This is a genomic window from Arthrobacter sp. FX8 (genome assembly GCF_026723805.1).
Lineage (GTDB): Bacteria > Actinomycetota > Actinomycetes > Actinomycetales > Micrococcaceae > Arthrobacter.
In genome coordinates this window covers 3095730-3111483 of sequence record NZ_CP113505.1, presented here as the reverse complement: position 1 = coordinate 3111483, position 15754 = coordinate 3095730, and the positions used below count along the sequence as shown (strand labels likewise).

Annotated in this window: 13 protein-coding genes and 2 pseudogenes; 10 read left to right on the top strand and 5 right to left on the bottom strand. The window is 64.8% G+C overall.

Going from position 1 to position 15754, the window contains the following annotated elements:
• The first annotated feature begins 70 nt into the window (after positions 1-70).
• The 6 genes from OUO20_RS14570 to OUO20_RS14545 all read left to right on the top strand — a co-directional run bounded on the left by OUO20_RS14570 (position 71) and on the right by OUO20_RS14545 (position 8412).
• Positions 71-1819 (top strand): ABC transporter ATP-binding protein, encoded by a 1749-nt coding sequence (locus tag OUO20_RS14570; RefSeq protein WP_268002022.1) that lies wholly within the window; start codon positions 71-73, stop codon positions 1817-1819.
• Positions 1816-3852: an ABC transporter ATP-binding protein gene (locus OUO20_RS14565; RefSeq protein WP_326498041.1), complete on the top strand. Its 2037-nt coding sequence runs from the start codon at positions 1816-1818 to the stop codon at positions 3850-3852. Before OUO20_RS14570 ends, OUO20_RS14565 begins: the two co-directional genes overlap by 4 nt.
• Positions 3853-4031: 179 nt before the next feature.
• Entirely contained in the window at positions 4032-5480 is a 1449-nt protein-coding gene (locus OUO20_RS14560; protein ID WP_268002021.1) for an HNH endonuclease signature motif containing protein, read from the top strand.
• Positions 5481-5788: 308 nt separating this feature from the next.
• Complete coding sequence (locus OUO20_RS14555) at positions 5789-6667, top strand: phosphatidylinositol-specific phospholipase C/glycerophosphodiester phosphodiesterase family protein (protein ID WP_144600218.1); 879 nt, start codon at positions 5789-5791, stop codon at positions 6665-6667.
• Between the two features lie 27 nt (positions 6668-6694).
• Positions 6695-7750: a hypothetical protein gene (locus OUO20_RS14550; protein WP_144600219.1), complete on the top strand. Its 1056-nt coding sequence runs from the start codon at positions 6695-6697 to the stop codon at positions 7748-7750.
• 179 nt (positions 7751-7929) lie between these two features.
• Entirely contained in the window at positions 7930-8412 is a 483-nt protein-coding gene (locus OUO20_RS14545) for an SRPBCC family protein (protein WP_018770662.1), read from the top strand.
• A 79-nt stretch (positions 8413-8491) separates the two neighbouring features.
• Here OUO20_RS14545 and OUO20_RS14540 read toward each other — a convergent pair whose 3' ends face one another.
• The 3 genes from OUO20_RS14540 to OUO20_RS14530 all read right to left on the bottom strand — a co-directional run bounded on the left by OUO20_RS14540 (position 8492) and on the right by OUO20_RS14530 (position 10939).
• Positions 8492-9202 (bottom strand): MFS transporter, encoded by a 711-nt coding sequence (locus tag OUO20_RS14540; protein ID WP_268002020.1) that lies wholly within the window; start codon positions 9200-9202, stop codon positions 8492-8494.
• A gap of 11 nt (positions 9203-9213) precedes the next feature.
• On the bottom strand, positions 9214-9888 hold the full coding sequence (locus tag OUO20_RS14535; protein ID WP_268002019.1) for an MFS transporter: 675 nt from the start codon (positions 9886-9888) through the stop codon (positions 9214-9216).
• 115 nt (positions 9889-10003) lie between these two features.
• Entirely contained in the window at positions 10004-10939 is a 936-nt protein-coding gene (locus OUO20_RS14530) for a dihydrodipicolinate synthase family protein (protein ID WP_268002018.1), read from the bottom strand.
• A gap of 166 nt (positions 10940-11105) precedes the next feature.
• Here OUO20_RS14530 and OUO20_RS14525 point away from each other — a divergent pair.
• Positions 11106-12130, top strand: a pseudogene (locus tag OUO20_RS14525) (LacI family DNA-binding transcriptional regulator).
• A gap of 14 nt (positions 12131-12144) precedes the next feature.
• Here the strand turns inward: OUO20_RS14525 and OUO20_RS14520 are convergent.
• Positions 12145-12623: pseudogene (locus OUO20_RS14520) on the bottom strand (GNAT family N-acetyltransferase).
• Positions 12624-12813: 190 nt separating this feature from the next.
• On the opposite strand from OUO20_RS14520, the gene OUO20_RS14515 reads away from it, so the two are divergent.
• Positions 12814-13734, top strand: coding sequence for a patatin-like phospholipase family protein (locus OUO20_RS14515; RefSeq protein WP_268002017.1), 921 nt, complete (start codon positions 12814-12816; stop codon positions 13732-13734).
• A gap of 208 nt (positions 13735-13942) precedes the next feature.
• Positions 13943-14086: a hypothetical protein gene (locus OUO20_RS14510; protein WP_155845608.1), complete on the top strand. Its 144-nt coding sequence runs from the start codon at positions 13943-13945 to the stop codon at positions 14084-14086.
• Between the two features lie 238 nt (positions 14087-14324).
• On the opposite strand, the gene OUO20_RS14505 is transcribed toward OUO20_RS14510, so the two are convergent.
• Positions 14325-14684 (bottom strand): VOC family protein, encoded by a 360-nt coding sequence (locus OUO20_RS14505; protein ID WP_268002016.1) that lies wholly within the window; start codon positions 14682-14684, stop codon positions 14325-14327.
• A gap of 119 nt (positions 14685-14803) precedes the next feature.
• On the opposite strand from OUO20_RS14505, the gene OUO20_RS14500 reads away from it, so the two are divergent.
• Positions 14804-15706, top strand: coding sequence for a LysR family transcriptional regulator (locus OUO20_RS14500; protein WP_018770653.1), 903 nt, complete (start codon positions 14804-14806; stop codon positions 15704-15706).
• Positions 15707-15754: the final 48 nt, after the last annotated feature.

Genomic DNA, 15754 nt, shown 5'->3' with positions numbered 1-15754 from the left:
CCAGCCTCCGGACGTACACTGACCTTCGCACCACGTTTGTGGACACTCCGTCAGGTGAGGGCTTGTACGTATGCTCTGGAAGTTGCTTGTCGAATACCTGCGGCCGCACCGGCCGCTGCTGGTCGCCGTCGTGGTTTTCCAGCTGGCGCAGTCCATCGCGTCGCTGTACCTGCCAACGCTGAACGCGGACATCATTGACCAGGGTGTGGCCCGCGGCGACACCGCCTACATCATGTCCACGGGCAGCGTCATGCTGCTCATCACCCTCGCGCAGATTGCCTGCGCCGTGGTGGCCGTGTACTTCGGTGCCAAGGCCGCGATGGGCCTGGGCCGGGACCTGCGCGGCGCCATCTTTGACCGCGTGGGCGAGTTTTCCGAGCAGGAGGTCACCCGCTTCGGCGCCCCGAGCCTGATCACCAGGTCCACCAATGACGTCCAGCAGGTCCAGCAGCTGGTGCTGATGTCCGCCACGCTCATGGTGGCCGCGCCCATGCTCAGCATCGGCGGCGTGATCATGGCCATCCGGCAGGACGCCCAGCTGTCCTGGCTCATTGCCGTGTGTGTCCCGGTGCTGCTGATCGCCGTCGGGCTCATTGTCACGCGGATGGTGCCGCTGTTCCGCAAGATGCAGGCCCGGATCGACACCGTGAACCGCGTATTGCGCGAGCAGCTCGCGGGCATCCGCGTGGTGCGGGCATTCGTGCGGGAGGACATGGAAACGGCGCGGTTCGCCCAGGCCAACACGGACGTCACGGACGTTGCCCTCCGGGCCGGACGCCTGATGGCGCTGATGTTCCCCACCGTCATGCTGATCCTGAACGTATCCAGCGTGGCGGTTATCTGGTTCGGCGCCTTCCGGATCGAGGACGGGTCCATGCAGGTGGGCACCCTGATCGCGTTCCTGAGCTACCTGATGCAGATCCTCATGTCCGTCATGATGGCCACCTTCATGGCGGTGATGATCCCGCGCGCGTCGGTGTCCGCGGACCGGATCGGCGAGGTGCTGGGCACCAGTTCCAGCGTCCTGCCGCCGGAGAACCCGGTCACCAGCGCGGCGTTCGCCGGCAGGCAGCGGCGCGGCGAGTTGGAGATGCGCGACGTCGGATTCGCCTACCCGGGTGCCGACCAGCCGGTCCTGTCAGGCATCAGCTTCACCGCCCGCGCTGGGCAGACGACCGCGATCATCGGCAGCACCGGCTCCGGCAAGACCACCCTGGTGAACTTGATGCCGAGGCTCTTCGACGTCACCTCCGGCGCGGTGCTGATGGACGGAGTGGACGTCAGGGACCTGGACCCGGACCTGCTCTGGGGGCACATCGGCCTGGTGCCACAACGGCCATACCTGTTTTCCGGCACCGTGCGCAGCAACCTCCTGTACGGCAACCCGGACGCCACCGAGGACGAGCTGTGGACCGCGCTGGAGATCGCCCAGGCCCGGGACTTCGTGGAGCAGATGGAGGATGGGCTGGACGCGGCGATCTCGCAGGGCGGCACCAACGTCTCCGGCGGGCAGCGGCAGCGGCTGGCCATCGCCCGGGCCCTGGTGAAGCGGCCCGAGCTCTACATCTTTGACGACTCGTTCTCGTCCCTGGACACCGGCACCGACGCCCGGCTGCGCCAGGCGCTCAAGCGCACCACTGCCGGTGCCACCATGGTCATCATCGCCCAGCGCGTGTCCAGCATCGTTGACGCGGACCAGATTATGGTGCTCGACGACGGCAGGATCGTTGCGCACGGCACGCACCATGAGTTATTGGAGACATCCGAGACGTACCGTGAGATTGTTTCGTCCCAGCTGGCAGCGGAGGAAACGGTATGAGCACCCAACACCCTGGGACCCGTCCCGCTCGCGGCACCAAAGCCGGGCCCGGCTCCGGAGCCGGCCAGGCCGACGTCGTACGCATTCCCCGGCCGCGCGGCGGCCCAGGGCACGGCGGACCGTTTGCCGGGATGAACGTCCCGGCAGAGAAGGCGATGAACTTCAGCGGTTCGGCCAAACGGCTGCTGGGCACCCTGCGGCCGGAACGGCTCTGGCTGGTGCTGGTGCTGGTCATGGCCGTGGCGGGCGTAGTGCTGCAGGTGATTGGGCCGCGGCTGCTCGGCGAGGGCACCAACCTGATTTTCGCCGGTGTGGTGTCCAAGCAGCTGCCGCCGGGGATGACGCAGGCGCAACTGATCGCGCAGCTGCGGGCGGCGGGGGAGAACCAGAAGGCGGACATGCTCGGCGCCATGACGCTGACGCCGGGTGCGGGGATCGACTTTGCGGCGCTGGCCAGCGTGCTGACGTGGGCGCTGGTGCTGTACGTGCTGGGGTCGGCGTTCATGTGGGGGCAGGCGTATGTTCTGAACGGCGTGGTGCAGCGGACGGTGTTTGGGCTGCGCGAGAAGATCGAGGCGAAGATCAACCGGCTGCCGCTGCGGTATTTCGACTCGATCCAGCGCGGTGAGCTGCTCAGCCGGGTGACCAACGACGTGGACAACATTTCGCAGAGCCTGCAGCAGTCCATCAGCCAGGCGGTGACGTCGTTGCTGACGGTGGTGGGCGTGTTGGTGATGATGTTCATCCTGTCCCCGACGCTGGCGCTGATCGCGCTGGTGACCATTCCGCTGACGCTGGGGATCACGGCGCTGATTGCCAAGCGCTCGCAGAAGCTGTTTGTGCAGCAGTGGAAGAACACCGGTGAGCTGAATGGGCAGATTGAGGAGACCTACACCGGGCATGCACTGGTAAAGGTGTTCGGCCGGCAGCGCGAGGTGGGGGAGCGGTTCCGGCAGAAGAACGTGGAGCTGTATGAGGCGAGTTTCGGGGCGCAGTTCATTTCCGGGCTGATCATGCCGGCCATGACCTTCATCGGGAACCTGGTGTACGTGGGGATTGCCGTGGTGGGCGGCCTGCAGGTTGCGTCCGGGGCCATGCAGTTGGGTGACGTGCAGGCGTTCATCCAGTACTCGCGGCAGTTCACCCAGCCGCTGGCGCAGCTCGGCTCGATGGCCAACCTGCTGCAGTCCGGCGTTGCGTCGGCTGAGCGGGTGTTCGAGTTGTTGGATACGGAGGAACAGTCTGCCGATCCTGTGGGTGCTTCTTTGCAGAGTCCTGATGGTGCCGGGCGCGGGCGGCTGGTGTTCGAGGACGTGTCCTTCTCGTATTCGCCGGACAAGCCTCTGATTTCCAGGTTGTCTTTGGTGGCGGAGCCGGGGCAGACGGTGGCCATTGTGGGGCCGACGGGGGCGGGCAAGACCACGCTGGTGAACCTGATGATGCGGTTCTACGAGCTGGATGCCGGCCGGATCACGTTGGACGGCGTGGACATCACCACCATGACCCGGAACGACCTGCGCTCGCGGATGGGGATGGTGCTGCAGGACACGTGGCTGTTCGGTGGGACCATCCGGGACAACATTGCCTACGGCCGGCCCGCTGCGTCTTCTTCGGAGGTGCTTGAGGCCGCGCGGGCGACGTACGTTGATCGCTTTGTGAAGTCCCTGCCCGAGGGATACGACACCGTGCTGGACGACGAAGGGTCCAACGTGTCAGCGGGTGAGAAGCAGCTGCTGACCATCGCGCGGGCCTTCCTGGCGCGGCCCTCTGTTTTGATCCTGGACGAGGCGACGTCTTCGGTGGACACCCGGACCGAGGTGCTGGTGCAGAAGGCCATGAGCGCCCTGCGGTCAGACCGGACGTCATTTGTGATCGCGCACCGCCTGTCCACGATCCGCGACGCCGACCTCATCCTGGTGATGGAAGCCGGCCAGATCGTGGAGCAGGGGACCCACTCATCACTGCTGGCCGCCGGCGGGGCTTACGCACGGCTGTACGAGGCCCAGTTCGCTGCGCCGGTTGCGGAGGTTTAGGACAGCGTGCCTCCCATTTTGGGACACAGCCGGCATGGAATCTGACCCCATGCCGGCGCCCATGACCGACCGGAGTGCAAAACCCTGGCGGTGGGGAACCGAAGCGGGCGCGATGACGGATACTCGGTTCGGCTGTGGGGGGAACTCGAATTGTCAGACCCCAGTGACAGCATTTGGGTATGGAAACCGGAGCGGTTGTGGACGCGGGACGCAGGGCCGGGTTGCCGGCTGCCGTCACCTCCCTGGCCGGACTGGTGAACGAGATGGCCGGAGTCCTTGCCCGTTCCTCGGAAGCGTCGGCTCGTGGTGACGGCCTCTCTGGCCATGATCCTCTGCGGGAACTTTCCGAGTCCTGCCTGGACGGCCTGGCGGTGGTGGCCCGGATCGAAGCTGCCACAGCCGCGGCGAAGGTCCAATTGCTGGCCGGTTACGCAGAGGCATCAGAGGCGTTGGAAGGGCCGGCGCAAAGTGCCTATGAATCGTCGGCGCGGGAAATGAGCCTGGTGGCAGAGGTTGCCTGCGTCCTCACCATCGGTGAACGTGCCGCGTCTGCACTTTTGGGGGAAGCCCAGGCGCTGACCAGCTCTTTGCCGTCGACGCTGGATGCGCTGCAGGACGGAAGCATTTCCTGGCAGCACGCACGGATCCTTGTGGACGAAACCTCTGGCCTCAACCACGCTGCGGCCGCTTCATTGGAGGCTCACTTCCTTGACCCGGAGGCACCGAACGCGGCCAGGGGAGCCGCTGCTGGCGAATTGGTGCCGGCCCGGTTTCGTCGGAAAGTCCGTTCCTGGCGGGAACGGCATCACCCGGAGTCCCTGGATTCGAGGCACGCGAAGTGCGCAGGGGACCGGCGGATGGAGTACTCCCTGGACCGGGACGGAATGGCATGGGTCTCGCTGTACATGCCCGCGGACACGGCATGCGCGGTCTGGAACAGGATGTCCGCCATGGCCCGCGGCCTGCAGGGCCCGGATGAACCGCGGACGCTTGCCCAGCTCAGGGCGGATGTGGCTGCGGGGTTGCTGTTGGGCAATCCAGCCGAGGCAGTTGGCGCGGCGCCCTCCCTTAAAGCCGACGTGCTGGTCACAGTGCCGGTGTTTTCACTCCTCGGAACCGCGGACGAGGCCGCCGAGCTTGACGGCTACGGACCCATCCCGGCGTCGATGGCCCGAAGGCTCGTCACGGAAGGTGCCGGCTCGTTCTACCGGGTCCTCGTGGATCCCCGGGACGGGGCACCGCTGGAAATCAGCCGGACCAGCTACCGCCTTCCGGAATCACTGAAGCGGTGGTTGCGGATGCGCGATGGAAAATGCACTTTTCCCGGCTGCAGCAACGCCAGCCTGGATAATGAATCAGACCACCTCACAGCCTGGGAACATGGCGGAACCACCGGAATCAGCAACTTGGGTCAGCTGTGCCCCAAGCACCACAGGCTCAAGCACCGAACGGGCTGGAGCCCCGGACCAACCGCCAGGAACGAACCACCCGGCTGGATCTCGCCCACCGGGCGCCAATACAACGCCGAACAACCGGACCGGGAACCGCCACTGTGGCCGCCGGGCTTCCTGCCCGGAGAAGGAAGCCTCTTGGAAGCAGTATGCGTGGATTATCTGGCTGCGTCATAGCCGGGGTATTCATGCTCTCCGTCGGCGTGCTCCGTTGGTGTGCGCCCCGGCACAGCCAGGACCGCGTCCAACCACGGCGCCACGTGGAGCAATCATCCGTACCGGTCTTGGAAGTGAAGTAGACATCCGTGCCGGTCTTGGAAGCAGGCTGCCGGTCCTGTAGGGACCGGCCTGTTGTTCCCTTCCGTTTACCCACCATCAACCAAAGCGCTCCAAACCGTTCCAGCAGGCACAGCAAGCTGTTCGGGCACCCTTCCGCCCGTCACACCCCGGCCGGGCAGACATCCCCGACGCACCAGGAGTACTCCGTGTTCGTGAAAAGCACCCTCGCCACCGTCGCCATCCTCGCTTCCCTTGCCGGGACAGCCGTAGCCCCCGCCCAGGCGCAGACTCAAGCCCCGGCTGAGGCACCCAGGCCGGCTCCCGTCGTCGTCGGCCAGCCGCTTGCCGGGACACACGCCCACAATGATTACGAGCATGACCGGCCCCTGTTCGACGCCCTGGAGCACGGCTTCACCAGCGTCGAGGCGGACGTGTGGCTTGTGGACGGCGAACTGCGGGTGGCCCACGACCTCGCCGACGCCAAGCAGGGCGTCACGCTCGAGAGCCTCTACCTCGACCCGCTCCAGGACCTGGTCCGCAGCCAGCCCGGCCACAGCGTCTACCCCCAGTGGGACGGCAGCCTCCAACTCCTGATCGACATCAAGAGCGAAGGCGAGGCCACCTACGCCGCCGTCGAACAGGAACTGTCCGAGCACCGCGGCATCATGAGCCGCTACACCAACGGCAACGTCAAGACCGGCCCGGTGACCGCCGTCATCAGCGGCAACCGCCCACTGGCCACCATGCAGGCACAGACCCAGCGCTTCAGCTTCTACGACGGCCGCTCTACGGACCTCGCCTCAGGCCTCCCCGCCGCCCTGATGCCCCTGGTCAGCGACAACTGGACCAAGCTCTTCACCTGGCAGGGCGTGGGCCCCATGCCCGAATCCGAGCGGACCAAGCTGCGCGCCTTCGTTGCCACGGCCCACGCCAACGGCTACCGCGTCCGCTTCTGGGCCACCCCGGACCAGCCCGGCGCCGCCCGCGACGCCGTCTGGACCGAACTGGCCGACGCCGGCGTGGACCACATCAACACCGACGACCTCGCCGGCCTCCAGCAGTTCCTCACCGCCCGCGGCGCCTAGGCATTTAGCAGAAACAGGAGCAATCACATGCCCACAAAGACTTTGAAAATTACGACGGCGGCACTCACCCTGGCGCTTGGCCTCCTTGCGTCCCAGCCCGCATTCGCCGGAATACAGGCTGCGGACAGCAGCAGCGACAACAACCAGGCCTTCACCTTCGCCGCGATCGGCGACATCCCCTACGGCGCAACCGAGATCGCCAAGTTCCCGTCCCGCATCCAGGACCTCAACGCCGACAAGGACCTGAAGTTTGTAGCACACGTGGGCGACATCAAGAACGGCTCCTCCGTCTGCTCCGACGGGTACTTCTCCTACATCCGCTCCCAGTTCGACACCTTCACCCACCCGCTGGTCTACACGCCTGGCGACAACGAATGGGTGGACTGCCACCGCGCCAACAACGGCGCCTACAACCCGCTGGAACGCCTGGACAAACTGCGGGAGGTCTTCTTCAACCAGCCCGGCAAGACACTCGGCGCCACCATGCCGGTGAAGTCCCAGGCGAACCTGGGCCTGCCCGAGGACGTCCGCTTCACCAAGAACCGGGTGGCCTTCTCCGTCCTGAACGTCCAGGGCAGCAACAACTCCCTCCTGCCGTGGACGGGCCTGGGCAAGACAGAACCCACCCCGGAGCAGCTGGCGGAGGTGGAGCACCGGACGGACGCCGTCATCACCCAGATCCACCAGACCTTCGCCGACGCCAGGCGCAGCAATGAGCGCTCGGTGGTGCTCATGCAGCAGGCCGACATGTTCGACCCTTCCCTCCTGGCCGACGCCACCGCCAATCCCGAAACCGTCTCCGGCTTCCGCGGGATCGTGCAGGCGATCGTCGAGGAAACCAACCACTTCGACGCACCGGTCTACCTCATCAACGGTGACAGCCACGTCTTCGCGGAGAACCAGCCCCTCGCCGCGGGATCGCCGTGGCTGGGCATCTACGGCTCGGCCCCAGCGGACAACCTGCGGCGCATCACCGTGGACGGCGCCAACAACGCCGTGGACTATGTGCGCTTCACTGTGGCCGGCAACAGCGCCACGGGTGAGGACGTCCTGAGTTGGGAAAAGGTCGCCTTCAGCGGGTAGGCACCAACCGGAAGCGGACGACGTCGGGCGCCCACCCGCCGTCGTCCGCTTGGGAATTCCAAGGCTCTGGACACAGATAGCTGCCGGACTTATCGTGCTGGGGTGGCGGCTGCCTGACTGGCAGGAAGGCCAGTGCTGCCGGTCTGTCGCTGCGGCCGTCCGTCATAAGGAGGAAGCAGATGGAACACTTCGAAGAGGTTGAAGAGACCGTTGAAGTCGCCGTCCCAGTGGGTACCGCTTACAACCAGTGGACCCAGTTCGAATCCTTTCCGCGGTTCATGTCCGGAGTGGAATCGATAACCCAGCTGACGGACACCACCAACCACTGGGTTACCAAGGTGGGTGGCGTCAGGCGGGAGTTCGACACTGAAATTGTCGACCAGGAGCCCGATGACCGGATCGCCTGGCGCAGCGTCGACGGCAAGTCGCATGCCGGCATCGTCAGGTTCACGCCGCTGGACGCTACTCACACCAAGGTCAAAGTCCATTTCGAATGGGCCCCGGAAACCGTCACCGAAAAGGCAGGCGCGGCGCTGAAGATCGACAAGATGCAGGTCAAGGCGGACATGCGCAAGTTCAAGGACTTCGTTGAATCGCGCGGCACCGAAACCGGAGGCTGGCGTGGCGAAGTCAAGGACAGCGGCCCCACCGGCCAGTTGTAGACCTGGCAAACAGAAACGTACGACGGCGGGTGCCCACCCGGCGTCGTACGTTTCCTTGTTTTTGTGGTTGTGGTGCGGGTCAGGGCGAGAGTTCCTCGAGGACCCGGCCCTTGGTTTCGATGGCAAAGAAGATGGTGACCAGTCCACCGATGAGCGCGACTGCGGCGAAGACCGTGAAGACGTAGCTGACCCCGTAATTGTCCACGATCCAGCCGACCAGGATGGGCCCGATCGCGGAGCCTGCCCGAAGCCAGGCACTTCCGAATCCGGTGCCGATGGCGCGGAGACGCGTCGGGTAGAGCTCGGCCGAGTAGAGGTAGAGGGAAAACGAGATGGTCTGGAGGATGGCGTAGGCGATGCTGGCGAACACCACAACCTGCGTGGCGGAGACGGCGCCGAGGGCGGTGAGCACTACCAGCGGGACCGTAGCGGCGAGGAATGCCCATGAGTACCAGCGCTTGCGGCCCACGCGGTCGATGAGGAGCGCGCACAGGATGGACGCCACGACGCCTACTGCCGATGTCACCCAGCCGTAGGCAAGGCTGGCCTGAAGCGGGAGGTTGAAGGTCTGCTTATAGAGCGTTGGGAGCCAGGTGATAAGGCCGTTGTTGACCATGTAGACGCAGATCCAAAGCATCCAGATCATGAGCGTGCGTTTGCGGTAGATGCCTGAGAAGAGTTCGCGCCAGTCGGTCCGGGCGGTCGCTTTCGGGTCCACGGGGCGCACAACGGGCTCGGAAAGGGCGTGGCCTGCTTTTCGGGCTTCATTTTCCAGCATGGTGACAACCATGTCAGCCTTGTTTACGTGTCCCCGGGAGGCGAGCCAGCGGGGGATTCGGGCATCAGCCAGCGCATGGGAATGGTGAGCAGGGCGGGGACGATGCCGACGATAAACATCGCCTTCCAGCCCACCACCGGGACCAGGAAGTACCCGGCGATGCCGGCGAACATGAGGCCCACGGGGAAGATGACCTCGTAGAGGAGGAAGAACCTGCCGCGCTTTTTCGCTCCAACGAATTCGTTGATGTAGGCGCTGGCCACCGGGACCTCACCACCGGTTCCAATGCCCTGGATGAAGCGGAAGACGATCATCGACGCGGCGCCCCACGCGAACAGGCAGGCGACGTCCATGGAGACGAAGAGCAGGATGGTGATGAGCAGGACGGGAAGCCTGCCGATCCTTTCGGCCAGCTGGCCAAAGAAGAGTGAGCCGAAGATCTGGCCGACGTATCCGGCTGACAGGATCATCCCGATCTCCCCGGCCGTCAGGTGCCATTCCGTGGACAGCTGCGGCATGGCGAAGGCGATGGCCAGGACGGTGTAGGCGTCGAAGAACGTGGCGGACCCGATGATCACGCGGATCAGGGTCAGACGCCGGGTGAGCGGAAGCCTTTCGAGACGGGCTACGAGCTCTGCATTTATCCGGGCGGCGTTGGGGCCGCCAGCCATGGTGGTGGTGTTGTTCGGCTCGCGCATTGCGAGTCCTCCTTCTCCAGCGCGGTGCTGGGGTCCTCATTGACCAAGAGTGGAGATGGCAAAAGCCTAGGGGAGGATGGCGGGAGTTGTCCCCGCCATCCTCAGGATCCGTGGATCAGACAGTGGCGGTGACCTTGCCGATGTTTGCGGCGGCGAAGGCTTCCGCAATTTCGGTCTCGGCGCCTTCCGGCAGGGGAAGGAGCGGGGTGCGCACTGTGGCGTGCTCGAGGATGCCACGGTTCACCAGGCCCCACTTCAAGGCGACGGTGCCCTCCATGTGGGAGCCGCGGTGGTAAACGTTCTTGGTCACTGGCAGCAGCCGCTCATGAATGGCGTGGGCACGCTTGTAGTCCTGCGCCTTGCCGGCCTCGATCAGTTCGACGAGCAGTTCGGGGGCGATGTTGCCGTAGCCGACGAGCAGACCGTCGACATCGAACATTGTCGGGAGCAGGTACTCGTCATGGCAGGACAGCACCTGCAGCTCGGGGTACGCGGCGCGCAGTGCGGGAATCTCGGTGTACCACCGGCGCATGTTGCGGACACCGTTCTTCGTGGCAAAGACGCCCTCCTGGCCTGCGATCTCCAGCTGGGTGTCGAGGTCGTAGGTCGCCTTGGTGTTATCGGGGTACTGGAAGAGGATCAGCGGCAGGCCGGACTCTTCGTAGATCTCCTGGTAGCGCGACTGCGGGGCACCCTTCTGGTATCCGAAGCGCAGCCACCCGTGCGAGGGGTAGACGAGACCAGCTGACGCGCCGGCCTCGACGGCCTTCCTGGCCTCGAGGGCCGCGGTCTTGTTGCCCTCCTTCGTGATGCCCGCCACGACCGGAATGCGGCCGTCGGTGGACGCCACGAACGCGCGGATGACGTCCAGCTGCTCCTCTTCGGTAAGGAACGTGCCTTCGCCGGCGTGGCCCAAGACGACGAGACTCTTCACGCCCTCAATCGATCCGAGCCACGAACCCAGACGCTGGATCGCAGCGAAGTCGACAGCGCCATCTTCGGTGAACGGGGCGACAGGTGCGGGGCTGAGTCCGCGGAGATCGAGTGTCATTACAGCTACCTTCTTGTCTTCTTTGATAGTTGGCAGTTCCGCTAGTATGGGAACGTTTGCAGGAACGTTTTCAAGTTTGCACGTGTCGCAGCTCACTGTCAAGGGAACGTTTGCAAGTTGGAGGAATAGAGTGTCTGTTACACCCTTGCTGAAGAGGAGAACCGCGATGGAACGGGCCTTACCGGCTGAGATCGTTACCCTGAAGGACGTCGCAGCTGCCAGTGGCGTCAGCATCTCCACGGCCAGCCGGGCCCTGGATGAACGCACCCCGTCCCGTTCAGCGGCCGCAATACACGTCCGGAAAATCGCTGAGGAGCTCGGCTATCGGCGGAACTCCTTCGCCTCAAGTCTTCGCCGCGGCGAGACCCGGACGTTGGGTGTCTTGGTCCCCCGCCTGAGCGACACCGTCATGGCCCTGATGTTCGAAGAACTCGAAAAGGCCGCCTCTTCCCGCGGCTACTTCGCCATGGTCGCTACCAGTGGGGATGACCCCGAGGATGAACGACGCGCAGCCGAAACACTCCTGGACAGAAACGTCGACGGGTTGATTCTCGCCACGGCACGCCTCGATGACGAACTCCCCGGCGGCTGCGTGAGCGCCGGGTAGCCCATGCGCTGGTGCTGCGCACCGACGGTATCAGCCCCTCCGCGCTCGGAGACGACGAGATTGGCGGATACCTCGCCGCACGCCACCTCATTGACCTCGGTCACCGTGACATCGCGGTTGTTACCGGTCCCGCCTTCACATCAACCGGAACCGCACGCCTGGCAGGAGCCCGGAAAGCACTGAGCGAAGCAGGGATACAGCCGCGCGAAGAATGGCTGATCGCGGCCGGATACGGCATCGAGAATGGATATTCGGCAGGTGAAACCCTGCTTGGACACACTGCGGGAAACCGACCCACAGCCATATTCGCAGCCAATGACAACATTGCCATGGGGGTCATTGCCGCTGCGCACCATCACCGGATCGAGATAGGGAAAGACCTGGCCCTCGTGGGCTATAACGACATCCCCCTGGCTGCCAGGCTCTCCACGCCCCTGACGTCCGTGCGGGTACCCCTGGACCAGATCGCCGCCACCGCGATCGACCTCATTGTGAATCCCGGAAAGGAACCGCGCATACGGAAATCCCTTCCAACGCTCATTCCCCGCGAATCCAGCGGCGCCCCCAAACACTTTCCGCGGTAAGGGGGCGTCTACCCTTACGCCTGGAGCCTCAGCTCCATGAACACGCTGTTGGGGTCCAGGACGTAGTCGGCGAAGGGCGGGCACTCGGTGAAACCGTGCCGGGCGTAGAGACGCCGTGCGGGCGCGAAGTAATCCTCTGTTCCGGTCTCCAGGAAGACGTGCCCAAGGTTCCGGGCACGGGCGTCCTCAAGGATATGCCGAATCATGAGGGTGGCCACACCCCGTCCCCGCGCCGTTGCCGTGGTGCGCATCGACTTGATCTCGCCGTGCCTTGCGGTGCCGGCGGGGAGGGCAAAAGTTTGAGGGCGCCGCACCCCAGCAGCGCGCCGTCCTCGCGTGCGGTCCAGAACGAGATGGACGGCCCGGACAGCGCGGAATGGTCCAGGGCATGGACGCTTTCGGCGGGCGAGGTGGCGAACATGTCCGCCAGGTGCTCGCTCAGGAGCAGACGGACGTCATCACGCGCGGGGCTGTCCCGCTCAATCAAAATCATCGCTACAAATTTACCCGTTGCGCCCGGCCCAGCAGGTGTGCCAAGATTCCCATGATCGTGACCAGGCCGCAGGAGGTGAGACCCATGAATGCTGTATCCGCAATGGGTGCTCCCCGCAGTCCACGATCGAGCGGCTGAACTAGTCGCCACCGGGAGCGCCGAATCAGGCAATTCGCGAAGGGCGACTCCCATGAACTCAACACCTTCTTTAACTCCGCACGGCACCTCCGCGGTGTCTTCCGGGCGCGCACTGGTCCTTGGCGGCGGCGGCTCAACAGGAAATGCATGGCTGATCGGCGTCCTCGCCGGGCTGGCGGATGCCGGTTTGGACGTGGCCGGCGCCGAGCTGGTCATCGGCACCTCCGCCGGGTCAACAGCTGCAGCCCAGATCGCCGGCGCCCCTCCCGCCGAACTCTATGCGGCCGTCCTTGATGTTGCGCCGCAGCAACGAACGGCTCCGGCCGGAGCAGCTGCTGGGGTGAGTCCCGCCAGGCCGGTGTCCGACCACCTCGAGCGGACTGACCGGATCATCGCCTCAGCTGCAGATCCAGCCGACATGCGCCGCAGGATGGGCGCGCTGGCGCTGGACCTCGCTTCCGCGCATGACGCCACCGGGCGGTGGCGCGAAACCGTCGCCAGCCGGCTGCCAATCCGGGAGTGGCCGCAGCACAGGCTGCTCATTACGGCGGTCGATGCCCGCACCGGCGAACCGGCCGTCTTCGACCGCAACAGCGGCGTGGACCTGGTGGACGCCGTCGCCGCCAGCTGTGCCAGCGGGTTCGCCTACGGGATCGGGGACAGGCGCTATATCGACGGCGGCTACCGGCGCAACGAGAACGCCGACCTTGCCGCGGGGCACGGGCGCGTCCTGGTGCTTTCGCCCTTTGGCGGCAGGACCCGGATGCCGCTCGAATGGGGCATGCAGCTCACCGCGCAGATGGCGGAGCTGACTGCAGGTGGGAGCAGGGTGGAAACGGTCTTCCCGGACAGCGGTTCCGAGCACATGTTTGGCGCCAACGCCATGGATCTGTCACTTCGTCCGGCCGCGGCCCGGGCTGGGTTCGGCCACGGTGAAAAGCTGGCCCCGCAGCTCACTGAATTCTGGCGTTGAGTGGGTGGTTTTCCTGCGGCAATTTCGGAAATTTCGGCGCCATGCCCAAATCAGCAAAATCATCAATCTAATGTTTTTGTACTCCGCTCCGAAAATGACCAGAGCCCGCCGCAGGGCAGGCGGAGGCGGCTGCGTGGGGCGATTTTGGGAGGCCTGGATAAATAAATAAAACGGCGTAGGGTGGCGGGTATCGCAAGCAAGGAAAGGCGTGATTCCGATGTCCGGAAAATCTCCCAGGGGCTCCGCTGCCAAAAAGGTCGGCAAGTCGATTCTTGAAAAACGGGCCGACAAAAAAGCGAAACATGAAAGCGGCATACTCAACATCGTGAAGCCGCGCAAGAACCAGCGCTGACAGGCGCGCGGGCGGCCGGAACTCCTAGCCCGGCCGCCCGCTGCTGACGGCCGGGATCAAAGCAGGAAGGACGACGGCGGGTGCCCACCCGCCGTCGTCCTTCCTGCCTGACTGCCAGTCCTCCGATGGTGACGCCGCGCCAGAAGGTGTTTTTGCCGCTCTCCCGCAGGTAGCCGGCGTTGACAGTGTCGCGCGGGAAGTAGTGGTGCCGGCGGCGGGCTTGTTTCCGGTGACGGCGCTATCGCGGGCTTTTGTCGATGACGCAGAACCGGTTCCCGTCCGGATCCTCCAGGACCACGAAGTCCGGGTCATCCGGGTACAGGTCCCAGTCCACCCGCTGGGCGCCCAGCGAGACCAACCGGTCAACCTCCGCAGCCTGGTCATCCGCGTAGAGGTCCAGGTGGATCCGCGGGTGGTCCTGGACGGGCGTTTCGCTGAGCTGGAGGGACAGTTCCGCGCCAGGGCCCGACGCCGGCACGAGGGTCACCCACGTGTCGTCGCCAGGTTCCCGCGGGACGTAGCCGATGGCGGCGTTCCAGACGTTGGCGGCGGCGGCAACGTCGTTGACGCCGAGGACGATGGTTCCGATGGTCAACATCCGCCCAGCCTAAACCCGGTCCTTGGGGCCCGGCCAGGTTCCTGCGCATGGGGGAGCGCCGGTGTCTGCGAAAGCTGCGCGCCCACGGCAATAGGCACGAAAGAGTAAATTCTGAAGATATGACAGAGATCCGCTGGCTGGAAGCATTTGTTGCGGTCGCCGAAGAACTGCATTTCGGCCGTGCCGCACAGCGCCTGCACACTTCGCAGTCGCCGCTGAGCCAGACCATCCGGAAGCTGGAGGCGGACCTGGGGACGCGTCTCTTTGAACGCAACACCAGAAGCGTAGCCCTCACACCGGCAGGGTATGCCCTGCTGCCGCGGGCGTACCGTGTGCTCCATGAAATGCGCCTTGCCCGGGAGGCGGCCCAGACCGAGGAGGCGGGCGTCCGTGGCAACATCAGGATTGGATTCTCAGGTGCCGTAAACCATCTCACTCTTCCGCCGCTCACCCGCGCCGTCCGGCGTCGCTATCCCGACATCAAGATGGACCTCACCAGCCGGGTCCGAACGGCTGATGGACTGGCCAGCGTCGCGAAGGGCGCTCTCGACCTTGCTTTCGTTGGCCTTCCCGAATCCCCGCCAGCGTCGGTGATGACCAGGCTGGTTGCCAGTGAGGAAGTCGGCGCGGTACTTCCTTTGGACCATCCGCTGGCCCAGGAACAGTCCATCCCATTGAAGTCACTGGCAACCGACGACTTCATTTCCCCGCCGCTGGATGGCTCATCGTCAATGACCGACGTGATGCTCGCGGCCTGCCAGGCGGCGGGATTCCGTCCCCGCATCGTCCAGGAGTTGTCAGACCCCTACATGGTGTTGACCTTCGTCGCCGCCGGTGTGGGGGTCACCCTGATGAGCAGCGGGATAGCGGGCATCATTCCCTCCGGAGCCACATACGTGGCCCTGGATGACCCGCCGCATTTCATGAACCATGCCATCGCGTGGTCGGCGGAGAACGATTCAGCCGTCCTGGCCGCTGTGCTCGGAGTTGTCGAAGAGATCTTTCCGGAGATTCCCCGCTGACGGCACCTAACTCCACTTAGTGGAATAGCAGCATAGTGATAGATCATT

Coding starts and splice junctions, on each gene's coding strand:
- OUO20_RS14570 (WP_268002022.1), top strand. CDS start 71: ATGCTCTGGAAGTTGCTTGTCGAATACCTGCGGCCGCACCGGCCGCTG.
- OUO20_RS14565 (WP_326498041.1), top strand. CDS start 1,816: ATGAGCACCCAACACCCTGGGACCCGTCCCGCTCGCGGCACCAAAGCC.
- OUO20_RS14560 (WP_268002021.1), top strand. CDS start 4,032: ATGGAAACCGGAGCGGTTGTGGACGCGGGACGCAGGGCCGGGTTGCCG.
- OUO20_RS14550 (WP_144600219.1), top strand. CDS start 6,695: ATGCCCACAAAGACTTTGAAAATTACGACGGCGGCACTCACCCTGGCG.
- OUO20_RS14545 (WP_018770662.1), top strand. CDS start 7,930: ATGGAACACTTCGAAGAGGTTGAAGAGACCGTTGAAGTCGCCGTCCCA.
- OUO20_RS14540 (WP_268002020.1), bottom strand. CDS start 9,202: ATGGTTGTCACCATGCTGGAAAATGAAGCCCGAAAAGCAGGCCACGCC.
- OUO20_RS14535 (WP_268002019.1), bottom strand. CDS start 9,888: ATGCGCGAGCCGAACAACACCACCACCATGGCTGGCGGCCCCAACGCC.
- OUO20_RS14530 (WP_268002018.1), bottom strand. CDS start 10,939: ATGACACTCGATCTCCGCGGACTCAGCCCCGCACCTGTCGCCCCGTTC.
- OUO20_RS14515 (WP_268002017.1), top strand. CDS start 12,814: ATGAACTCAACACCTTCTTTAACTCCGCACGGCACCTCCGCGGTGTCT.
- OUO20_RS14505 (WP_268002016.1), bottom strand. CDS start 14,684: ATGTTGACCATCGGAACCATCGTCCTCGGCGTCAACGACGTTGCCGCC.
- OUO20_RS14500 (WP_018770653.1), top strand. CDS start 14,804: ATGACAGAGATCCGCTGGCTGGAAGCATTTGTTGCGGTCGCCGAAGAA.